At 58.9% G+C, this 18,570-nt stretch carries 20 protein-coding genes; 6 read left to right on the top strand and 14 right to left on the bottom strand.

The annotated features are described in order from the left end of the window. Positions 1 to 27 precede the first annotated feature (27 nt). The 3 genes from ACR0AI_RS04970 to ACR0AI_RS04980 are packed head-to-tail and all read right to left on the bottom strand — an operon-like array spanning position 28 to position 1,971. On the bottom strand, positions 28 to 585 hold the full coding sequence (locus ACR0AI_RS04970) for an HK97 family phage prohead protease (protein WP_480672375.1): 558 nt from the start codon (positions 583 to 585) through the stop codon (positions 28 to 30). A 14-nt stretch (positions 586 to 599) separates the two neighbouring features. Further along, positions 600 to 818, bottom strand: coding sequence for a GTA head formation protein, RCAP_rcc01685 family (locus ACR0AI_RS04975; RefSeq protein ID WP_170458832.1), 219 nt, complete (start codon positions 816 to 818; stop codon positions 600 to 602). Next, on the bottom strand, positions 811 to 1,971 hold the full coding sequence (locus ACR0AI_RS04980; protein ID WP_480672050.1) for a phage portal protein: 1,161 nt from the start codon (positions 1,969 to 1,971) through the stop codon (positions 811 to 813). The genes ACR0AI_RS04975 and ACR0AI_RS04980 overlap by 8 nt, the downstream gene beginning before the upstream one ends. 238 nt (positions 1,972 to 2,209) lie before the next feature. Between ACR0AI_RS04980 and ACR0AI_RS04985 the strand changes: the two genes are divergently transcribed. Together ACR0AI_RS04985 and ACR0AI_RS04990 are read left to right on the top strand one after the other, a co-directional pair. Next, positions 2,210 to 3,058, top strand: a complete 849-nt coding sequence (locus ACR0AI_RS04985) for an SDR family NAD(P)-dependent oxidoreductase (protein WP_480672052.1) — start codon at positions 2,210 to 2,212, stop codon at positions 3,056 to 3,058. A 260-nt stretch (positions 3,059 to 3,318) separates the two neighbouring features. Further along, positions 3,319 to 3,573 (top strand): hypothetical protein, encoded by a 255-nt coding sequence (locus ACR0AI_RS04990; RefSeq protein ID WP_480672054.1) that lies wholly within the window; start codon positions 3,319 to 3,321, stop codon positions 3,571 to 3,573. Positions 3,574 to 3,645: 72 nt separating this feature from the next. On the opposite strand, the gene ACR0AI_RS04995 is transcribed toward ACR0AI_RS04990, so the two are convergent. Then, positions 3,646 to 4,947 (bottom strand): DNA-packaging protein, encoded by a 1,302-nt coding sequence (locus tag ACR0AI_RS04995; protein ID WP_480672056.1) that lies wholly within the window; start codon positions 4,945 to 4,947, stop codon positions 3,646 to 3,648. Further along, positions 4,925 to 5,269, bottom strand: coding sequence for a hypothetical protein (locus tag ACR0AI_RS05000; RefSeq protein WP_170466153.1), 345 nt, complete (start codon positions 5,267 to 5,269; stop codon positions 4,925 to 4,927). The genes ACR0AI_RS04995 and ACR0AI_RS05000 overlap by 23 nt, the downstream gene beginning before the upstream one ends. A 414-nt stretch (positions 5,270 to 5,683) precedes the next feature. On the opposite strand from ACR0AI_RS05000, the gene ACR0AI_RS05005 reads away from it, so the two are divergent. Together ACR0AI_RS05005 and ACR0AI_RS05010 are read left to right on the top strand one after the other, a co-directional pair. Continuing rightward, entirely contained in the window at positions 5,684 to 7,189 is a 1,506-nt protein-coding gene (locus ACR0AI_RS05005) for a peroxidase family protein (RefSeq protein WP_480672059.1), read from the top strand. Between the two features lie 319 nt (positions 7,190 to 7,508). Beyond that, the gene (locus ACR0AI_RS05010) at positions 7,509 to 8,765 is read left to right on the top strand and encodes a DEAD/DEAH box helicase (RefSeq protein ID WP_480672061.1); all 1,257 of its coding nucleotides are present in this window, start codon (positions 7,509 to 7,511) and stop codon (positions 8,763 to 8,765) included. Between the two features lie 143 nt (positions 8,766 to 8,908). Here the strand turns inward: ACR0AI_RS05010 and mltG are convergent, their stop codons facing one another. The 7 genes from mltG to fabD all read right to left on the bottom strand — a co-directional run bounded on the left by mltG (position 8,909) and on the right by fabD (position 15,228). After that, complete coding sequence (gene mltG, locus ACR0AI_RS05015; RefSeq protein ID WP_480672063.1) at positions 8,909 to 10,066, bottom strand: endolytic transglycosylase MltG; 1,158 nt, start codon at positions 10,064 to 10,066, stop codon at positions 8,909 to 8,911. Next, entirely contained in the window at positions 10,067 to 11,332 is a 1,266-nt protein-coding gene (fabF, locus tag ACR0AI_RS05020) for a beta-ketoacyl-ACP synthase II (protein WP_170458843.1), read from the bottom strand. Between the two features lie 188 nt (positions 11,333 to 11,520). Next, on the bottom strand, positions 11,521 to 12,264 hold the full coding sequence (locus tag ACR0AI_RS05025; protein ID WP_480672065.1) for a 1-(5-phosphoribosyl)-5-[(5-phosphoribosylamino)methylideneamino]imidazole-4-carboxamide isomerase: 744 nt from the start codon (positions 12,262 to 12,264) through the stop codon (positions 11,521 to 11,523). A 124-nt stretch (positions 12,265 to 12,388) separates the two neighbouring features. Beyond that, positions 12,389 to 12,928 (bottom strand): GNAT family N-acetyltransferase, encoded by a 540-nt coding sequence (locus ACR0AI_RS05030; protein ID WP_480672067.1) that lies wholly within the window; start codon positions 12,926 to 12,928, stop codon positions 12,389 to 12,391. Positions 12,929 to 13,066: 138 nt separating this feature from the next. Beyond that, positions 13,067 to 13,300, bottom strand: a complete 234-nt coding sequence (locus ACR0AI_RS05035; protein WP_008756330.1) for an acyl carrier protein — start codon at positions 13,298 to 13,300, stop codon at positions 13,067 to 13,069. 209 nt (positions 13,301 to 13,509) lie between these two features. Continuing rightward, entirely contained in the window at positions 13,510 to 14,247 is a 738-nt protein-coding gene (gene fabG, locus ACR0AI_RS05040) for a 3-oxoacyl-[acyl-carrier-protein] reductase (protein ID WP_170374037.1), read from the bottom strand. A gap of 42 nt (positions 14,248 to 14,289) precedes the next feature. After that, the gene (gene fabD, locus ACR0AI_RS05045) at positions 14,290 to 15,228 is read right to left on the bottom strand and encodes an ACP S-malonyltransferase (protein WP_480672070.1); all 939 of its coding nucleotides are present in this window, start codon (positions 15,226 to 15,228) and stop codon (positions 14,290 to 14,292) included. A 174-nt stretch (positions 15,229 to 15,402) separates the two neighbouring features. Here fabD and ACR0AI_RS05050 point away from each other — a divergent pair, with 174 nt between their 5' ends. Beyond that, on the top strand, positions 15,403 to 16,629 hold the full coding sequence (locus tag ACR0AI_RS05050; protein ID WP_480672072.1) for a cytochrome b/b6 domain-containing protein: 1,227 nt from the start codon (positions 15,403 to 15,405) through the stop codon (positions 16,627 to 16,629). A 60-nt stretch (positions 16,630 to 16,689) separates the two neighbouring features. Here ACR0AI_RS05050 and ACR0AI_RS05055 read toward each other — a convergent pair whose 3' ends face one another. Both ACR0AI_RS05055 and ACR0AI_RS05060 read right to left on the bottom strand, forming a co-directional pair. After that, positions 16,690 to 17,262 carry a YceI family protein gene (locus tag ACR0AI_RS05055; protein WP_170374040.1) on the bottom strand — a complete coding sequence of 191 codons (573 nt, stop codon included), beginning with the start codon at positions 17,260 to 17,262 and terminating at the stop codon, positions 16,690 to 16,692. 130 nt (positions 17,263 to 17,392) lie between these two features. Further along, positions 17,393 to 17,911: a hypothetical protein gene (locus tag ACR0AI_RS05060; RefSeq protein ID WP_170553073.1), complete on the bottom strand. Its 519-nt coding sequence runs from the start codon at positions 17,909 to 17,911 to the stop codon at positions 17,393 to 17,395. 284 nt (positions 17,912 to 18,195) lie between these two features. On the opposite strand from ACR0AI_RS05060, the gene rpsF reads away from it, so the two are divergent. Then, on the top strand, positions 18,196 to 18,549 hold the full coding sequence (gene rpsF / locus ACR0AI_RS05065) for a 30S ribosomal protein S6 (RefSeq protein WP_068332653.1): 354 nt from the start codon (positions 18,196 to 18,198) through the stop codon (positions 18,547 to 18,549). Positions 18,550 to 18,570 lie beyond the last annotated feature (21 nt).

The raw sequence follows: 18,570 nt of genomic DNA on the forward strand, positions 1-18,570 counted from the left end.
CCTTTTTTGGGTGGGTTTTGAGGCGCGCTAGGTCCGCGCCAGCTCCTGCCGGGCGTCATCGAACACCTCGGCAATATTGCGCCAGGTGTTCTCGGCCTCAGGGTCCAGGCCCTTTGCCGCCACCCGCGCACTGGGCAGCATCGGGAACGTCACCAAGGACACTTCCCAAAGCTCCAGTTCCGTCAGGACCCGCTGGCCCTTGTCATTCTTCACGGCCCGCTTGGTGCGATAGCCGATCGACAGGCCATCCATCGCGCCCGCTCGGATCAGTTCCGCCGCCTCACGGCCCTTTTGCGTAGCCTCCAGCAGACGCCCTTTGACCCAAAGACCCCGGTCGTCCTCGCGTACCTCGTCCCAGACACCGATGGGCTGCGCCGGATCGTGCTGCCACAGCATCTTTACCCGCTGCCCAGCCTTTGCCAGCCCGTCGAGCGAGCCGCGATACGCCCCGCGCTGCACTACATCGCTGCCCTGATCGACCTGTCCGAACAGGCTGGCATAGCCTTCGATCACGGCGTCATCGGTGACGGACAACCCGTCTCCGAACTGGGCAAATTTATGCTCTAAATCCATGAACTTCTCCATGTAACTTACTGAACTCATGGCGTTACCACCAAGATGGATTGAAACGCCTGCGCCAGGATCACCGCGACCACGCCATAGACCGTCAGCCACAACCGGCGCTCCAGCCGCTCCATCATCTCTTCGATCTGATCCAGTCGCCTGCACAGATGCGCATGCTGGATCTCGGCCACCCGTTCATGCGCGGCCAGACGCAGGCCCGGCGCGCATTCGAACGGAGGATACCCGTCAGACATCCGCACGCTCCGGCAGGCCCAGCAAGGCCCGCTTTTCAGCATCCGTCAGGAAATCGGCTCCGTTAACCCGTGCCCATTGCGCATCGCGTTCCGCCGACAGCGCGGGCACCTGATCCAGATCGGGTTTCAACATCAGATCCTCGCCGGTAAAGCCCGCCAGCCATTCCGACACCGCCGCCGCCACCCGCGTCACCAGAGGCAGCACGGTCAGGCGATAGAACGCCCGGTTGGCCTCCTGATAGTTCGAATAGGTCGCGTCTCCCTGGATTCCCAGCAGCATCGGCGGGACCCCAAAGGCCAGCGCGATTTCGCGGGCGGCGGCTTCCTTGGTCTTTTGAAACTCCATGTCGGACGGAGAGAACCCCATCGGCTTCCAATCCAGCCCCCCTTCCAGAACCATCGGACGACCCGCATTGCGCGCCCCGCGATAGTTCTGCTCGATCTCATCCGACAAACGCCGAAACTGATCCTCGGCCATCACCCCGTGGCCATCACCCTTCCAGACCAAAGCCCCCGAAGGCCGCGCCGCGTTGTCGAGCAGCGATTTAGACCAGCGAGACGCGCTGTTATGCACATCAATCGCCATCGCCGCCGCCTGCATCGGCGAGAATCCATAGTGATCATCCTGCGGATGGAACGACTTGATATGGCAGATGTTTTCTGCTGCAAACTGGTGCTTCTTGCCACCTACCGCATAGTCATACGCCTTAGGCCAGCCATCCGCGCCCGGCACGACGCTCATGCGATCCGAGCGCAAAACATGCAGCTCAACCGGCAAGCTTTCATCAGTCTGGACAGCCTCAACATAGGCATTGCCCGACAGCAGCAACTGCCCGAACAGAGCCTCCATCAACTCTGCCCGCCCCTGCGCCGCATTCGGACGGCGCATGAGGGACAGGATCTGATGCGCATCATAGCGCTGCGCCTGATCCTGAAGAACTAGAGGCAGGGCCGCCGCCGCCTCAGCAATCAGCTTGACCGAGCGGAACCCTACCGGGTTCCCCGAAAATCCCGTCCGCGTCAGCGACACCGCGTCCCGAGGGCTCCACGCCACGCGCCCGCCCGTCTGCCAAGCCACGACGGGGCCTGCTGCGCTCGCCTTCGCCTCGGGTGCCTTGCCAGCCGATCCACGACGCAAGAAATCGAATACCATCTGTGCTCCTTTCTGCCGCCGCTCTGCCCGGCTTGTTGAAAGGAGTTATGACGGTGAGAAGTTTAAACCTTGGGAATGGAGCGCGCGTAGGGTGAGCAACACAAGCACCCAAAATCATCTGTGGTCTGAGTAGTAGACAGAATTGGTGACCAGACCGATACTCTATTGAGACAACCTTTTTACTTTTGGACTACCATTTCAAATTTGCGCAGTTTCATGGATCGGGAAGGAACGCAATATGTTCAACGAGGCAGTGAAAAATGGTGGCGTCGCGGTCGTTACCGGGGCAGCAAGTGGGGTCGGAGGTGCTGCGGCACTACGGTTTGCGCAGGCGGGTCTGGGCGTCGTTCTGGCAGATCTACCCGGAGCACAACTTGACGCAACAGTTCAAGAAGCACGTCAATTGGCCTCCGCTAACGCGCCTGTTGAAGGCATACCGACTGATGTGACATCAGATGAAGAGGTAAACAGACTTGCCGATCTCGCATTTGAGATCGGTCCAATTGCTGCTTTGATGAACAACGCGGGGATTAGTCTGCCGACAACCGCTTGGTCGGAAATGGAAAACTGGCAGCGGCTTTTGCAGGTGAATTTTTTCGGCGTTCTACGAGGTGTGCAGGCCTTTGTGCCTCGCATGGTCGAAGCGAACCGCCCTGCTTTAGTCATAAATACCGGCTCGAAACAGGGTATTACAACACCGCCGGGCAACCCCGGCTATAATGTCACCAAGGCCGCGGTCAAAGTGCTCAGCGAACAATTGGCTCATGAGTTGCGAGAAGCCGGAGCGCCAATTTCTGTTCACTTGTTTGTGCCAGGTTTTACATACACTGGTATGATTGCGCCTTTCCTCCCGGAAAAACCGCCCGCGGCGTGGACCAGTGAACAAACGGTTGATTACTTGTTCAATCGAATGGCCAATGGTGATTTCTATATCCTTTGCCCGGACAACGATGTCGACGAGACACGCGACCGACGTCGAGCACAATGGGCTATTCAAGACATTACCGAAAACCGCCCTCCACTCTCTCGCTGGCACCCCGACTACGCAGGAGCGTTTGCCAAATTCGAGAAAACTGGTGAGCAATAACTAAAGGCCTCGCGCCCGAGGCCGCCGATACGCCCTCGCAGACCCCACAACCAACTCATGCAACGCATAGACCAGTGTGTTGACGTGGTCGGGCGAACCTTGCCCGAGTCCAACATGGCCAATTGTAAGAATTGGCCGATCGTCGAAGTTTGAACCAAATTCCTTTTCAGTCGCGGCCAAAGTCTTTTGAATTCATGCCAGAGATGTTGTTAGCGTCTCATATGCCCCCCACGTGCGCTTCGAATGCAAGAGGCCACACGATGAATGAAAATGACCCTGTCCCGCCAATCTACTACGATGCGCAAGATATCTGGACAAATGAACCTACCGCTGCCGACAAACACGTCTACGAGGCGTTTGCCTCAAGTGTAGTAAATCTTGTTCAGGTGCTTGATGACTACAAAACAATGATGTCGCCGGATGTCTATGCAAGGCTGTTTTCTTCGCTGTTGGCGTTGTCCCGATTGCTCGGTGAATATGAGGATAGTTGGAGCCAAGGGAAGCCGATGTCCTAAACCTGAGTGCTTCCAACACGCGATCAGTCCGCTATGCAAAATGTGGTTTTTGGCAAGCGCACTTCTTAGAGCTCACAAACTCCGCACCCTTGGCCGCCGATACATTCCCGCAGGCCCCACAATCAACTCATGCAGAGCCCAGACCAGCGCGTCGACGCGGTCTGGCGAGCCCTGCCCTTCGAAACCGCGCGCGGTCATCTGACACATTTGCTCTTCCAGCGCGTCCAAGCCAATCACATGGCGCACCCGCCCCTGCTCGTACAAAGCCGCTACAGGCTCGGCCCGAGCGACCTTGCCGCGTGACGCCCGCACCGCACGGAACGGGACCAGAGGGTCCACCTGCCGCACGACCTCTTCAACCAGTTGCCCGCCCTGATTGACCTCGGCCACCAACCGCTCGGCCCCAAATTCATCCATCGCGTCAATTGCCGCCTGTGCCCAGCCCGCAGGGCCGACGCCCTGCACCGTCCGGTCGGCCAGCACATAGGCGCGCCACTCCTCCGGCGGGCCTTGTAGCTGTGCGCCCGCGACCACGATCCCACAGGCGTCCGCATCCGATCCCGCCGTTACCGCCGGGTCCAGCGCTACGACCATCCGATCCAGTTCGGGCAGATGCGCGCAACGCGCCGCCTCCAACATCGAGCCCGTCCACAACGCCCCCTCGGCATCTGACAATAGCACCCCATCCAACTCCTGCCGCCCCAGCCGCGTGCCTGCGTAGCGTGCGCGCACCTCTGCAAGGAAGGACGCGGCCAGATTGGCACGGTTCGCCTCGGTCGGCGCGTGGGTTTGAACGGTGGATGGAGACGCCAGCAACTCTTTCAGAACCTTCACATTGCGCGGCGTGGTCGTCACACAAACCCGAGGCTGATCGCCCAATCGCAAAGCGAATTGCAGCATATCCCAGGTCTCACCGGCTTTCTTCCATTTAGCCAACTCATCCACCCAGGCCGCATCGAACTGAGGGCCGCGCAACCCCTCGGGATCATGCGCCGAAAATGCCTGCGCCTCAGCTCCGTTGGGCCAGATCAGCTTGCGTTCCGAGGCTTTCCATGTGGGCCGACGATCCGGCGGCGAACACTGCAAAATGCCGCTATCGCCAAAAATCATCACATCACGCACCTGATCAAAGGTCTCACCCACCAATGCCACGCGAGACGCCGCGCCTTTGTCCAACGGCTTGGACCCTTCGACCATCAAACGCACCCATTCAGACCCCGCGCGCGTCTTGCCCGCCCCACGCCCGCCCATGATCACCCAGGACCGCCAGTCGCCTTCGGGCGGCAACTGGTGCGGCAGCGCCCAGAACTCGAAAAGGAAAGGGAGGGCGCAAAGCCCCCCCTCCCCGATCTCACTCAGAAATCTGTCCTGCACCGCAACAGGTGCGGAGGCGAGCCAGCCTGCACCCGACCTCAAACCGAGCTCGGTCAAGGTCGAGCGCGTAGCCCCCTTGGGCAATTCCGGCTTGTCTGTGATGTTGTTCGACAAAGCTTGTCTCCACTTTCTGGCAACTGCGGATCAGCCCCTCTAGCTGGCCGAGTTGCTTGCCTGTTCCGGCAAGGTCTGCATCCTCCCCGGCTCCGATCTGCTGGCGCAGTTCTTCCGCTGCATGGCGCAGATCGCGAATGGACCTCTCGAGCGACTGCAACAAGTCAGCCGTCTGGGAAATCCGCTCTTCCGGGGTAATCAAAGTCATGTTTGCCTGTGACCTCATGCGTGAGTTTTCCCCGCACGAGAGAAACGAAAAAACGGCCACCGGGTTGCCCCGGGACCGTTGCCCACTTCTTCTAGCATGGCACAACCTTTACGAGACTAAGTGCGTAGTGTCAAGTTAGACAGCAACGGGCTGCAACAACTAAGCCGTTCTTTAAATTAAATTTTTTACAACCTTTTGCGAGCGCCCTCCTGCGCGAACCACCCTATCGACAGAAAAACCCCACCAATACAGCTCGCATATGCAGATTAAACACAGACTTATTTCCCAATTTCGTTTCCTGTTTTGAGAAAAAGAAGGAAATTGATCCTCATTTATGCTATTTTGGCCATTATGCTCATCATTTTGTGAGCATGATTCAACCTAGAACGAAGTTGTTTATTTTTTGGAGTAGTTATGTCACGCCAACCCCATGGGCTCAGCCGATATGAAACGCTGGTAAAAGAATGCGCAGATACCCCACGCCCGCCGCTGCCGGATACGTTTGGACGAATTGGGCATCGCAACCCTCTCTCAGGCATCGCCCCAGGCGGTGAGCCCTTCGATACCGCTGATGTCCTCGCCGCATTTGATGCAGCAGTCGACTCTATGAAAGATGCCAATGACCCACAAGGGCATGACGTCGCCGCCGGTATGACCTTCTTCGGTCAATTCGTCGACCACGATGTAACGCTGGACGCGACCTCGGCCATTGGGACAGTTATTGATCCAGCCACCATTCGTAATATCCGCACCCCGACATTGGACCTCGATTGCGTTTACGGCGATGGCCCCGAAGCATCGCCGCACCTCTATCACCCTGACCATCACGGGTTCCTTCTTTTTGGCAACGCTGACAATCATCTCGATCTTGCCCGAACCAAGCAAGGCACGGCGCTGATTGGCGACCCTCGTAACGACGAGAACCAGATCGTATCGCAATTGCAGGGCGCTTTCATTTGCCTACACAACATCGTCATGACAGCCTTGGAGGCAGACAGTGGCATGGCGCGCAAAGCCTTGTCCGGCATTTCAGCGGCAGCCATGCATGCATTCAAGAAAAGCGAGGAGCCTTTCCTGGTTGCGCGCCGAGTTTGTCGGCTGCACTATCAGTATCTCGTGGCCCGTGATTTGCTTCAGGCGTTCGTCGACGCCGACATTCTGAAACATGTGCGCGATCATCTCGAAGGTGGGACACTTCCGAAACCTTTCAAAGATGATTCCCCGGTTATGCCGATAGAGTTCTCCGGCGCTGCTTACCGCTTCGGACACGCCACAGTGCAGTCCAAATACCAGCTCAATCATGACAATCTGGATTTCGACCTGTTCAAGCTAGGACGGCCGGAGTTCTCTTTCCGACCGTCAGACCTGAACATTCACTTCGAGAAATTGTTCGACTATCCAGGTCAAACTGCTGACGCGCGTGCGCGACCCATTGGGCGCAAAATGGCGCAATCCATTTTCGCGCTCCCCTTCATCAGCGGCACGGCCGATATCGGCGGCGCCACAATGACCGAAGATCAGAACCGCAAACTTCCCTTGCGCAACCTGCTGCGCGACCGCCTCACGTTGGAGCTCGCCTCAGGTCAGCAAATGGCGCGCAAGATGCATGTGTCCGAACTTGCCGCTCCGCCTGAGCTGTCAGACCACGGCGTCACCAAAACACCGCTGTGGTACTACTGTCTGCAAGAGGCTGAAGGTCATAGCGGTCGACTTGGGCCGGTGGGCGGGACGATCGTCGCGACGGTGTTGCTGCGGCTTCTGTACCTTGACCCGGAAAGCCTGGTTTGCTCGACCCACGACTTTAAGCCGTGGAAAGAACTTGGCGCAGAAGATGACGGCACATACTCAATGGGTCATATGCTGAAATTCGTAGAAGACAATCGCGATAGCATCGCCCATGCGGGGGATCTTCGCACCTAAACCTACCATGCCCTGATCCGGTAAGTCGGATCAGGGTTTTCGCGCGACCAAGGAACCATCAATCACAAGCCTTGACATTTCAGTCGCCACGCATCATGTGCCTCTGACCAGCGCTGACGCGTGAGCCTCGGCGGGCACTATCTGCCCCACAGCGCCACAGATTTCTCCAGTTCCCCATCACGCAGGGTTCTTAACGCGACGACCAGATAGAGCAGGAACCGCCTGTCTGTCCCGAGGTCTCGCTTGACCCTACCGGTCGCGAATGCGGCCCATCACGACTTGCCCGTTGGCGAATGCTGCGGGCGGCAAAGGATAAATATTGTTCGACTTCGATATGCTGGGCCTTGCACCAGCGCTCAACGATGCACTGAAGAGTGCGAATTTTTCACAGCCCACTCCGATCCAGAACCAAGCGATCCCGCTGGCTCTGAACGGGCATGACATTCTGGGGCTGGCGCAGACCGGTACTGGCAAAACGCTGGCCTTTGGCCTGCCGTTGATTGATCACCTGCTGAAGCAACCCGGCAAACCTGCGCCAAAAACGGCCAAGGCATTGATCCTTGCGCCCACGCGCGAACTTGTGAACCAGATTGCCGACAGCCTGCGGGTTCTGACCGGAAAGACCAAACTGCGCGTAGCAACTGTTGTGGGTGGTCAGTCCATCAACAAACAGATCGCCTTTCTGGGTCGCGGCACAGATATTCTGGTGGCCACACCGGGGCGTCTGATCGACCTGATGGAGCGGAAGGCTGTCGACCTCGGCTCGGTTCGCCACCTTGTACTGGACGAAGCCGATCAGATGCTGGATCTGGGCTTCATCCACGCGTTGCGCAAAATCGCACCTGCTCTGGGCACACCACGTCAGACTATGCTGTTCTCGGCCACGATGCCAAAGCAGATGGAAGAGATCAGCCGCGCTTACCTGACTAATCCGCAGCGGGTGCAGGTCTCTCCTCCAGGTAAAGCGGCGGACAAGATCACGCAATCGGTTCACTTCGTCACCAAGCCTGAGAAGCCCGGCAAACTGCGTGAGATTCTGTCGCGGGACACCGACGCACTGACCCTTGTCTTCTCACGCACCAAACACGGGGCCGAGAAGCTAATGAAGGGGTTGGTCGCCGATGGTTACAACGCCGCCTCGATCCACGGCAACAAAAGCCAGGGACAGCGTGACCGCGCCATCAAGGCATTCCGCGCGGGAGAGATCAACGTGCTGGTGGCAACCGATGTCGCCGCGCGAGGGATCGACATTCCCGGTGTGGCCTATGTGATCAACTACGACCTGCCCGAGGTGCCCGACAACTATGTCCACCGCATTGGCCGCACGGCCCGCGCCGGTCGCGAGGGTGAGGCAATTGCGTTCTGCTCGGCGGAAGAGGTCGACCTGCTGCGTCAGATCCAGAGGCTGATGAAGATCGACATCCCCGTTGCCAGCGGCACTCAGCCGGAACCTGTCGAGGCGGAACGTGGCGGGCGTCGCCAGAACAACCGGCGTTTCAAGCCGAGACCGGCGAACGGAGGCGCGAAACCAGGGCAAAGCAAGCGCCGGCGCCCCCGTCGCAAACCCGCAGCCTGACCAAAAAAACAGCGCCGAAAGCGGCGCTGTTTTTCGTTTTGGCTTAGATCGCTTTGCGTTTGGTTTGAATCGAAATACGCTGCCTCTCCCTGCGGTCGAACGCGCATTTCGACAATCGTGCTTCAGACAAAACGCAAAACGCTTTAGTTGCCCGAGTTTCGTTCGGACTCAATCTCGCGCCATTTCGCGACATTGCGGTTATGCTCCTGCAACGTCTCGGCAAAAGCGTGACCTCCAGTACCATCCGCAACAAAGAACACATAGTTCGTGTTGTCGGGCGCAACGGCTGCTTCGAGGCTCGCCAGACCGGGGTTCGCGATCGGCGTCGGTGGAAGCCCGTCGATCTGATAGGTATTCCAAGGTGTTGGCCGGTTCAGCTCGCTGCGCCGCAGGCCACGTCCCAAAGTGCCCTGCCCTTTGGTGACGCCGTAGATAACCGTCGGGTCGGTCTGCAGGCGCATGCCTTGATTCAGACGGTTCACAAAGACGCTGGCAACCTGGCCCCGCTCTCCGGGAACGCCGGTTTCTTTTTCGATGATCGAGGCAAGGATCAGCATTTCCTCGGGGTTTTCCAGCGGCAGACCTTCCTGGCGGTTTTCCCAAGCCGCATTGATGCGCAGCTGTTGCTTGTCCTGCATCGCTTTCAGGATGTCGTTGCGGTCTTGACCGGCAGCGACATCGTAGCTGTCGGGCGCAAGCGAGCCTTCAGCGGGGATTTCGGCAATCTCTCCGCTCAGCGCTTCAAAACCCTTCAAAGCCTCAACCACCTGCCATGAGGTCACGCCCTCGGCCAGCGACACACGGTAGCGCGTGTCTGCCTCTTGGCGCTTCTCCTGATAGGCCGCCGGGGTTTCTTCCTCGGCCATGTCGAACTCGGCGATTTCGTCGAATTCCAGCGTGGCTGGGTTCAATTCGCGCACGCGGGTCTGGGCGCGGGTCACGCCGATGCGATATTCGATCTCCGAGCCGCAGGTGCTGGCACCGCTGCTGGTGATCTCGTCGATGATCTGCTCCATCGACGCGCCTTCACGCACCAGAAAGCTGCCTGCTTTCAACTGCTGTGCGCGGTCGGTGTAGTCGGCGGCCATGCGAAAGATCGTGGCGTTGGTGATCGCGCCCTGATCCTCAAGCTCGCGGCTGACCCGCGTCATGTTCGAACCGCTTTCCACCCGCAGGCAGATCGCGGTTTCCAGCGGGCCTTCCGACTGATACTGGGTCTGACCCCAAAGGATCAGACCTCCCACCAGAAACAGGCCGACCACCAGGATGGTCAGCGCGTTCGATGCAATGGCCCGCCACATTTAACTGGCCTTTCCGAAGATCACGCTGGCATTGGTGCCGCCGAACCCGAATGAGTTCGACAGGGCCACGTTGATCTCACGCTCGCGCTTTTCGTTCGGAGCCAGATCAATCGGCGTTTCAACCGCCGGATTGTCGAGGTTGATGGTCGGAGGCGCCACCTGATCGCGGATCGCAAGGATCGAGAAGATCGCCTCAATCGCGCCCGCAGCACCCAGCAGGTGCCCCGTGGCCGATTTGGTCGAAGTCATGGTGGCATTCGCTGCATGGTCACCCAGCAGACGCTCAACAGCACCCAGCTCGATCGTATCCGCCATGGTTGAGGTGCCATGCGCGTTGATGTAGTCCAGATCTTTCGGCTCCAGCCCGGCGCTGCGCAGCGCGGCTTTCATCGAACGCTCGGCCCCGTCGCCATCCTCGGACGGTGCGGTGATGTGATACGCGTCGCCCGACATGCCGTAGCCCAGAACCTCGGCATAGATCTTCGCGCCACGCGCTTTGGCGTGTTCGTATTCTTCCAGAATGACGATGCCGGCGCCTTCACCCATGACAAAACCATCGCGGTCAACGTCGTAGGGGCGGCTGGCTTTCTTCGGATCGTCTGCATACTTGGTCGACAACGCCTTACAGGCGTTGAAACCCGCGATGCCGATCTCGCAGATGCAGCCCTCGCCGCCACCGGCCACCATGACATCGGCGTCGCCTGCGCGGATGATGCGGCTGGCGTCCCCAATCGCATGGGCACCAGTCGAACACGCAGTCACGACCGAGTGGTTCGGCCCTTTAAACCCAAACCGGATCGACACCTGACCGGACGCCAGATTGATCAGTGCGCCGGGAATAAAGAAGGGCGACACGCGGCGCGGACCCTTGTCACGGATCAGATTGGCCGTATCCGCAATCGAGCCCAGCCCACCAATACCAGAGCCGATCAGAACGCCAGTGCGCAGGCGATCTTCCTCGCCCTCAGGGGTCCAGCCTGCATCCTTGCACGCCATTTCCGCTGCAGCGATCGAGTAAAGGATAAAGTCTTCGATCTTGCGCTGTTCTTTCGGAGGCATCCAGTCATCGGGGTTGAACGTTCCGTTTGTTCCGTCCCCACGCGGCACCTCGCAGGCATAGGTCGTGGTGACCCCGCTTGCCTCGGCATCGAAATGTGTGATTGGCCCTGCGCCGGACTCTCCGTCCAGCAGACGCGACCAGGTTTCCTCGACTCCGCTGGCCAAAGGAGTGACCAACCCCAGACCGGTTACGACGACTCTGCGCATGAAGTGCCTCTTGCCTGCTTACTGTTATGCGAACCGCTCATACCCCGGCCCGGGGTGCGGGGGCAAGGGCCACGCTCCATTCCCCGTCTGCATCTTGCGGTTTCAGCTTGATTTTGCGCGATCCCACGCCTGCAAATCCCTCTCGCCCTGCTGACATCGCAGGGCGAGAGAGTTTCAATTCGGTTCCGTTACTGGAACTGCGCCACTGGCTCATGCGCGCCAGCTGCTACGCCCAGAGCATCTGACAGATCGACTGTTTTCCGGAACAAAGCTCGGCCGACAATCGCGCCCGCAATGTTCGGGATGTAGGACAGACGCGAGATATCGTCGGCGGTACGCACCACGCCACTGGCAATGACCGGCGTCCGCGAATGCTGCGCCACGCCAGAGATCAGGCCCAACTGCGCTTCGACGTCTTCCATGTCACTGTCGATATCGGTCACGACGATGGCTGCGAAAGGCGTACCGTCGAAGGCGTCAATGAACGCCTCGGGAGTGAACGCACTTTGGCTGCGCCAACCGTCGGTCATGACAAACCCCTGCCAGATATCGACTGCAAGAACGATCTGATCCGGGTAGAGTTTCGCCAGTTCCTTCACCAGATGGGGGTCCCGTGCCGCTAGCGTCCCGATCACAACGCGGCCTGCGCCCTTGTCGATCCAGTATTCGACCTGCTCGCGCGTGCGCATACCCCCAGCCAGTTGCACGGGGATCTCGGCCGACCGAATGATCTCTTCCACCAGTTCGTGGTTAGTGTCGCGGCCCTCTACGGCATCGAAGTCTGTCAGATGCATCCACTCGGCCCCCGCCTCGGCCCAACCCCGCGCGGTTTCGACCGGGTTCACGTGCCAGATCATCGCATCCTCCAGACGCCCTTTGTCCAAGGTGACGCAGCGACCGTTCTGAAGTTCCATTGTGGGGTAGATTCTCATGAGCTTTCTCCTCCGCCCAAGCGCCCTAAAGTCTCATAGTAACATACACGCTCACCTCCGAGCCTGCTGCGACCAGGATCGGCATTGTTTGCGCCGTTTGCGGCATTGCTGTGTGTTGGCGGTATTACGCCCGCGCCGGGGGACCATTGCGGCGAAGAAGATGAACAGGGATGCCGTTGTACTCGGCCTCGCGCATCACGACATAGCCCAGCTTTTTCGCAAGCTTCTGCGACGAAGCGTTGGCTGCGTTCACCATCGCCACCAATCGGCCCGGCATGATCCGATCAAACCAATCATGTGCGGCCTGCGCGGCCTCATATCCCAGACCCAGCCCCTGTGCTTCGGGGGCCAGAACCCAACCGGCTTCGGGATAGGTGTCGAAATCCTCGCCTAGTGCTCGGTTTCCATAGAAGAATCCGGCCTGCCCAATCAGCTTGCGATTCGATTGCTGTAGCACACCCCATTGCCCGAACCCGGCCATCTGCCAATGCCCTGCATTGCGCAGAAACGAGTCCCAGGCCTCACCGCGCGACCGCGGGGTGCCACCGATATGGCGCGTTACACAAGGGTCGCGCCAGATCTCGGCGAACCGTTCAAAATCCTCAGGGCGCATCGCACAGAGTGTCAGACGCGCCGTATTTATCATCGGGGTGGATCTTATCATGTCCTGCCCACCTTGAATTGTGCCTCAGTGGAAACAGTGCGAATCGAAATCGCCTCGTGCAACCCTGAATTTAACGCAGGCACAAAAAAGCGGCGCCTCCGTTGCCCGGAAGCGCCGCTTTTTATCAGTACGATACGCTTATGACGCTTCGCTGATGAATTTGACGGCGTCGCCAAAGGTCTGGATGGTCTCGGCTGCGTCATCGGGGATTTCGATGCCGAACTCTTCTTCGAAGGCCATGACCAGTTCAACGGTGTCCAGGCTGTCTGCGCCCAGGTCGTCGATGAACGAAGCGTTTTCCGCTACTTTGTCTTCTTCAACACCCAGGTGCTCAACAACGATCTTCTTCACGCGATCTGCGACGTCGCTCATGTCTATTCCTCATTCTTTCTTCAGGGCGATCCGCCCGGTTCTGCCCTTGCCCGCTCGGGATGGACTTGTTTTGCCCGTTCCGGGCGGTTTGGCTCCCGGCTGTCCGGGAAAGTCGAGGGCCGACCAAAACGACCGGCCCCAGCATAGATGCGCCGCCTATAGCATAGTCGACGCGCAAGGCAAACGCTTTCGCACCGCCTTGGTTGCGCTCACAACATGGCCATGCCGCCGTTCACATGCAAGGTTGTTCCGGTCACATATCCGGCCTCGGGGCTGGACAGGTACAGAACAGCTGCCGCAATTTCCTCTGGGTCACCCATGCGACCAGCCGGAACTTTCAGCAACAGACCTTTTTTCTGCTCGTCCGTTAGCTTTTCCGTCATCGCCGTCGTGATAAAGCCGGGGGCCACTGCGTTCACCGTAATCCCACGCGTTGCGACCTCATGCGCCAACGCTTTCGAGAACCCGATCATCCCCGCCTTGGAGGCCGCATAGTTCGCCTGCCCCGGATTGCCGATCGCAGCCACAACGGACGAGACATTCACGATCCGGCCCCAACGCGCCTTCATCATGCCGCGGATCACGCCTTTGCACAGCTTCATGGTAGAGGTCATGTTCACGTCAATCACGCTCTGCCATTCCTCGTCGGACATGCGCATGAACAGGTTGTCACGTGTGATACCCGCGTTGTTGACCAGGATATCGACCGAACCCATCGCCTCAGCTGCCTGTTTCGGCAGGGCTTCGACGGCTTCGGAATCGCTCAGGTTGCACGGCAGCACGTGGGCGCGTTCGCCCAGTTCATCGGCCAGTTTCTGCAGCGGTTCAACCCGCGTGCCGGACAGACCGACCGAGGCACCCGCGCCGTGCAGGGCCCGTGCGATATCGCCTCCGATACCACCCGAAGCGCCGGTGATAAGCGCGTTCTTACCTGTCAAATCAAACATTCTATTTCCCTCGTGAGGCGCCCCGAAGGCCGCGTTCTATGCTTACGATTCGGCCTGAACGGCCTTTTGAACATCCTCGGGCGTGCCGATGGCCTTGCCCGCAATTGCCCGGTCAATCTTTCGGATCATACCAGACAGAGCCTTGCCTGCGCCAATTTCCCAAGTCTCGGTGACACCTTGCGTCGCCATGTATTGTACGCTTTCCCGCCACCGGACCGAGCCTGTGACCTGCTCGACCAGCAATTGGCGGATCAAATCCGGGTCTGCGACAGCCTCGGCCCGCACATTGGCGATCAGAGGAACAGCTGGCGCCTTGATCTCAACTGCGGCCAGGGCCTCGGCCATAGCATCCGCCGCGGGTTGCATCAGCGCGCAATGGAACGGAGCGCTGACGGGCAGCATAACCGCACGCTTTGCGCCCTTTTCTTTGGCAATCTCAGCCGCGCGTTCCACGGCAGCTTTTGCGCCGGACACCACAACCTGAGTCGGGTCGTTGTCATTGGCCGCCTGACAAACCTCACCCTGCGCGGCCTCTTCGGCCACGGCGCGCACGGCCTCAAGGTCCAGCCCAAGGATGGCCGCCATCGCGCCCTCTCCCACCGGCACGGCGCTTTGCATGGCTTGCCCACGGGTCCGCAACAGGCGAGCGGTATCAGCTACCGTCAACGCCCCTGCCGCAGCCAGCGCGGAATACTCACCCAATGAATGCCCGGCCACAAAGGCAGCATCGGTGACCGAGACGCCCTCGGCCTCCAACGCGCGCATCGCCGCCATCGAGGTCGCCATCAGCGCCGGTTGCGCGTTCTGCGTGAGGGTCAGATCGGCAATATCGCCTTCCCAGATCAGCTGGCTCAGCTTCTCGCCAAGCGCGTCGTCCACCTCGTCAAAGATGGCCTGAGCTGCCGGGTATGCCTCGGCCAGAGCCTTGCCCATGCCGATGGTCTGGGCACCCTGCCCTGGGAAAACGAACGCGCGTGTCATTGCAACCTCTTGGATGACGTTAGGTTGCGGCGGGGTGTAAACCGTGTGAGGACGCGGCACAAGTAGGGGCTGCGCTCTGCATTCGGGCACCATATCTGTGCGCGGGTCGGGCTTGTGCCGAATCCGTCTGGCTTTAGGTTCAAGTCAGACAATCGAATCCGGAGCGTGCAAGAGATGCCCTCGACCAATACCTTTTCAAGCTATGGCAGCGTGACCAAAACCTTCCACTGGTTGACCGCCCTGCTGATCCTGACCGCCCTGCCTTTGGGCTGGTTTGCCAATGATCTGGCGCATGCCATCTACGACCCGAACATCCCAACCAGCGAATCCGATATCGCGCGGGCCGCAACACTGTTTTCCCTGCATAAAACGATCGGGGTCACCGTGTTCCTCGTGGCTCTGGCGCGTATCCTCTGGGCGCTGACCCAAACAAAGCCCGGCCTGCTGAATGCCGACAACAAGCCCGAGGCGTTCGCTGCTGAGACCGTTCACTGGATGCTCTACGCCTCGCTTGTTCTGGTGCCCTTGACCGGCTGGATACACCACGCCGCGACCGAAGGCTTTGCGCCCATCTGGTGGCCCTTCGGCCAAAACCTGCCCTTCGTGCCCAAATCCCTCTATTTGTCCGAGGTGACGGCAAACCTGCATTGGCTGTTCATCTGGGTTCTTGCCGGGTCGCTGGCGCTGCACATCGCGGGCGCGCTGAAACATCATGTCGTGGACAAGGACAGCACCCTGCGGCGGATGCTACCGGGACGCACTAACGCGCCCGAGCCTCCAACGCAACACCACTCACCCGTACCTGCATTTGCAGCCCTGGCCATTTGGGGCGCCGTTCTGGTCGGTGGCTGGTCCATCGGAGTGTTCGAGGATCACGCAAAAGGCGCCGTGGATGCGGCCGAGCTTGGCGATGTGCAATCCGACTGGAACGTGGAGGAAGGCACCCTGTCGATCACTATCTCGCAGTTGGGCAGCCCCGTCACCGGCAGTTTCAACGAATGGACGGCGGCAATCGCGTTTGAAGAACCCGCCCAACCGGGCCCTGCGGGATCGGTGGATGTGACCATCGCCATCGCGTCGCTCAGCCTCGGGACAGTCACGGACCAAGCCATGGGCGCTGATTTCTTCGACAGCGCGCAATTCCCAACGGCCCAGTTCAAAGCCGACCTGTTCAAGACAGATACAGGCTACGAGGCCCGAGGCCCTCTGACCATCCGAGACAAATCGGTGGACGTCATACTGCCCTTCTCCCTGCAACTCGAGGACAACACGGCAACCATGTCCGGCACATTAGAACTGAACCGCATGGCGTTCGATGTCGGCACATCCCAACCGACCGAGGAGTCTCTGGGCTTCAACGTTACGGTCTCCGTTGACCTGACGGCGAAACGTTCTGAATAAAAAAGAAACCGCCGGGAGTTTTGGCCCCCGGCGGTTGTGATCCAAAGGATCAGCGCAGATTTACTCGGCTTTCTGAGCCTCGACAGAGATCTGTACCTGAACTTCATCGCTAACGAAGGGCGCGAACTGACCCAGGTCGAACTCGCTGCGCACTAGTGTCGTTGTTGCGTCGAAGCCGGCCCAAGGCTTGTTTGCCATCGGGTGGTTGTCAGCCTTGTTCAACTTGGCATCCAGAACGACCGATTTAGTAACGCCGTTCATGGTCAGGTCACCGGTGATGTTTGCGGTGTTTTCGCCGGTCACTTCGATCGAGGTCGAGGTGAACGTGATAAGGTCCCCTTCGGCGGCGCCAAAGAAATCCTCGGTCATGAAGTGATCTTCACGCGGCTTCCAGCCTGTGAACATCTCCAAAACCGGCATGGAGACCGAAACGCTCGACGCGGCGGGGTCTTCCTGATCGAACATGATCTCGCCTTCAAAGCCCGAGAACATGCCGTAAGTGGTCGAGAAACCAAGGTGATCGTAGCTGAAAAGCACCTGGCTATGGCTAGAGTCCAGAACGTATTTTTCGGCGCTGGCGAAAGCAGTGGTTGCCGTAAGGGCAAGCGCGGCAGCAAGGAGGGTGGATTTCATGACTGTCTCCGGGTTTGTGGACTATACGCAAACATAGTGCGTTTGCTCGGAAACAAAAATGTGCTGCCTAAGGGCAGCACACAAGTCTTTTTGATTCACAATTTCTGTGCTTGGTTGAACAGAATAAATCTCAGGCGAAAATTGTTACACTTTGGCTGAGTTGCCCTTTCAGCGCTCGGCTGACATCCGCCGATTGCAGTGGCAGTTTCATCAGCAGGCTGCCGTCAACATCGAACAACTGCACCTCGTCATCCTCGAACTTTGCACCACCCAGACTGTCGTAGCTGCGACGCAGAACGGTCTGAGGGCGTCCGTTTTCATTCTTCTGCAGCACGCGCACCTCGCGGCGGATCGGATCAAAATAGGCATCCGGGCGGCTATCCATAACTTCGATCGTCAACAGGCTTACGCCAACGATCAGAAACACCATCGAGGCCACCATTTTGATCGGCCAAACCTCGGCCCCCAACATCGAACCGGGCATCAGCCACATCGAAAAGGCGGAAACGATCAGGAAGGCTCCGACGGCACGCGCCAGAACCAGCCGCGCTTGCCAGTTCGCTTTGAATGTGATCATGACCGGAACGGAGTGCTCAAAGCTCGTACCTGTCGCTTTATTGTCGAGCGTATTTGTCTGAATCGCGGTCATAACATCCATACCCTTATTAAGGTTACCGTCGTAAGTCTGTGCTATCCGGTTATTTCCGGGTTGCTTATCAACTTCGGGGCCAAAAGCGTCAGGAATTGGGCGCAGCAGTGGAAATTGGGCGACTTCACAGAGGCATATGTGGCAGGGCTTGCCCCGCCCGCTCAAACGTGTATACGGGGCCATCCTTCGCAGGAGATATGAATCGCGCAGCCTCTCGTGGCAGGGTCGCGAAGGACCAGATGGCCCCGCCTTTGAAATGCGCCTTGATATAAACAGGAGTGCACATGCCACTGTATGAGCATGTAATGATCGCGCGTCAGGATCTGTCCAACGCGCAGGCAGAAAGCCTTGTCGAACACTTCGGCACCGTTCTGGCTGACAACGGCGGCAACGTCGTCGAAAGCGAGTACTGGGGCGTCAAGACGATGGCTTACAAGATCAACAAGAACCGCAAAGGCCACTACGCCTTCCTGAAAACCGATGCCCCTTCGGGTGCGGTTCAGGAAATGGAACGCCTGATGCGCCTGCATGATGACGTTATGCGCGTTCTGACCATCAAGGTCGACGAGCATGCCGAGGGCCCCTCGGTCCAGATGCAGAAGCGCGATGAGCGCGAAGGCCGCCGCGAGCGCCGCTGATCAACGCCTGACGAAAGGACA

Source organism: Ruegeria sp. BG3 (assembly GCF_056538485.1).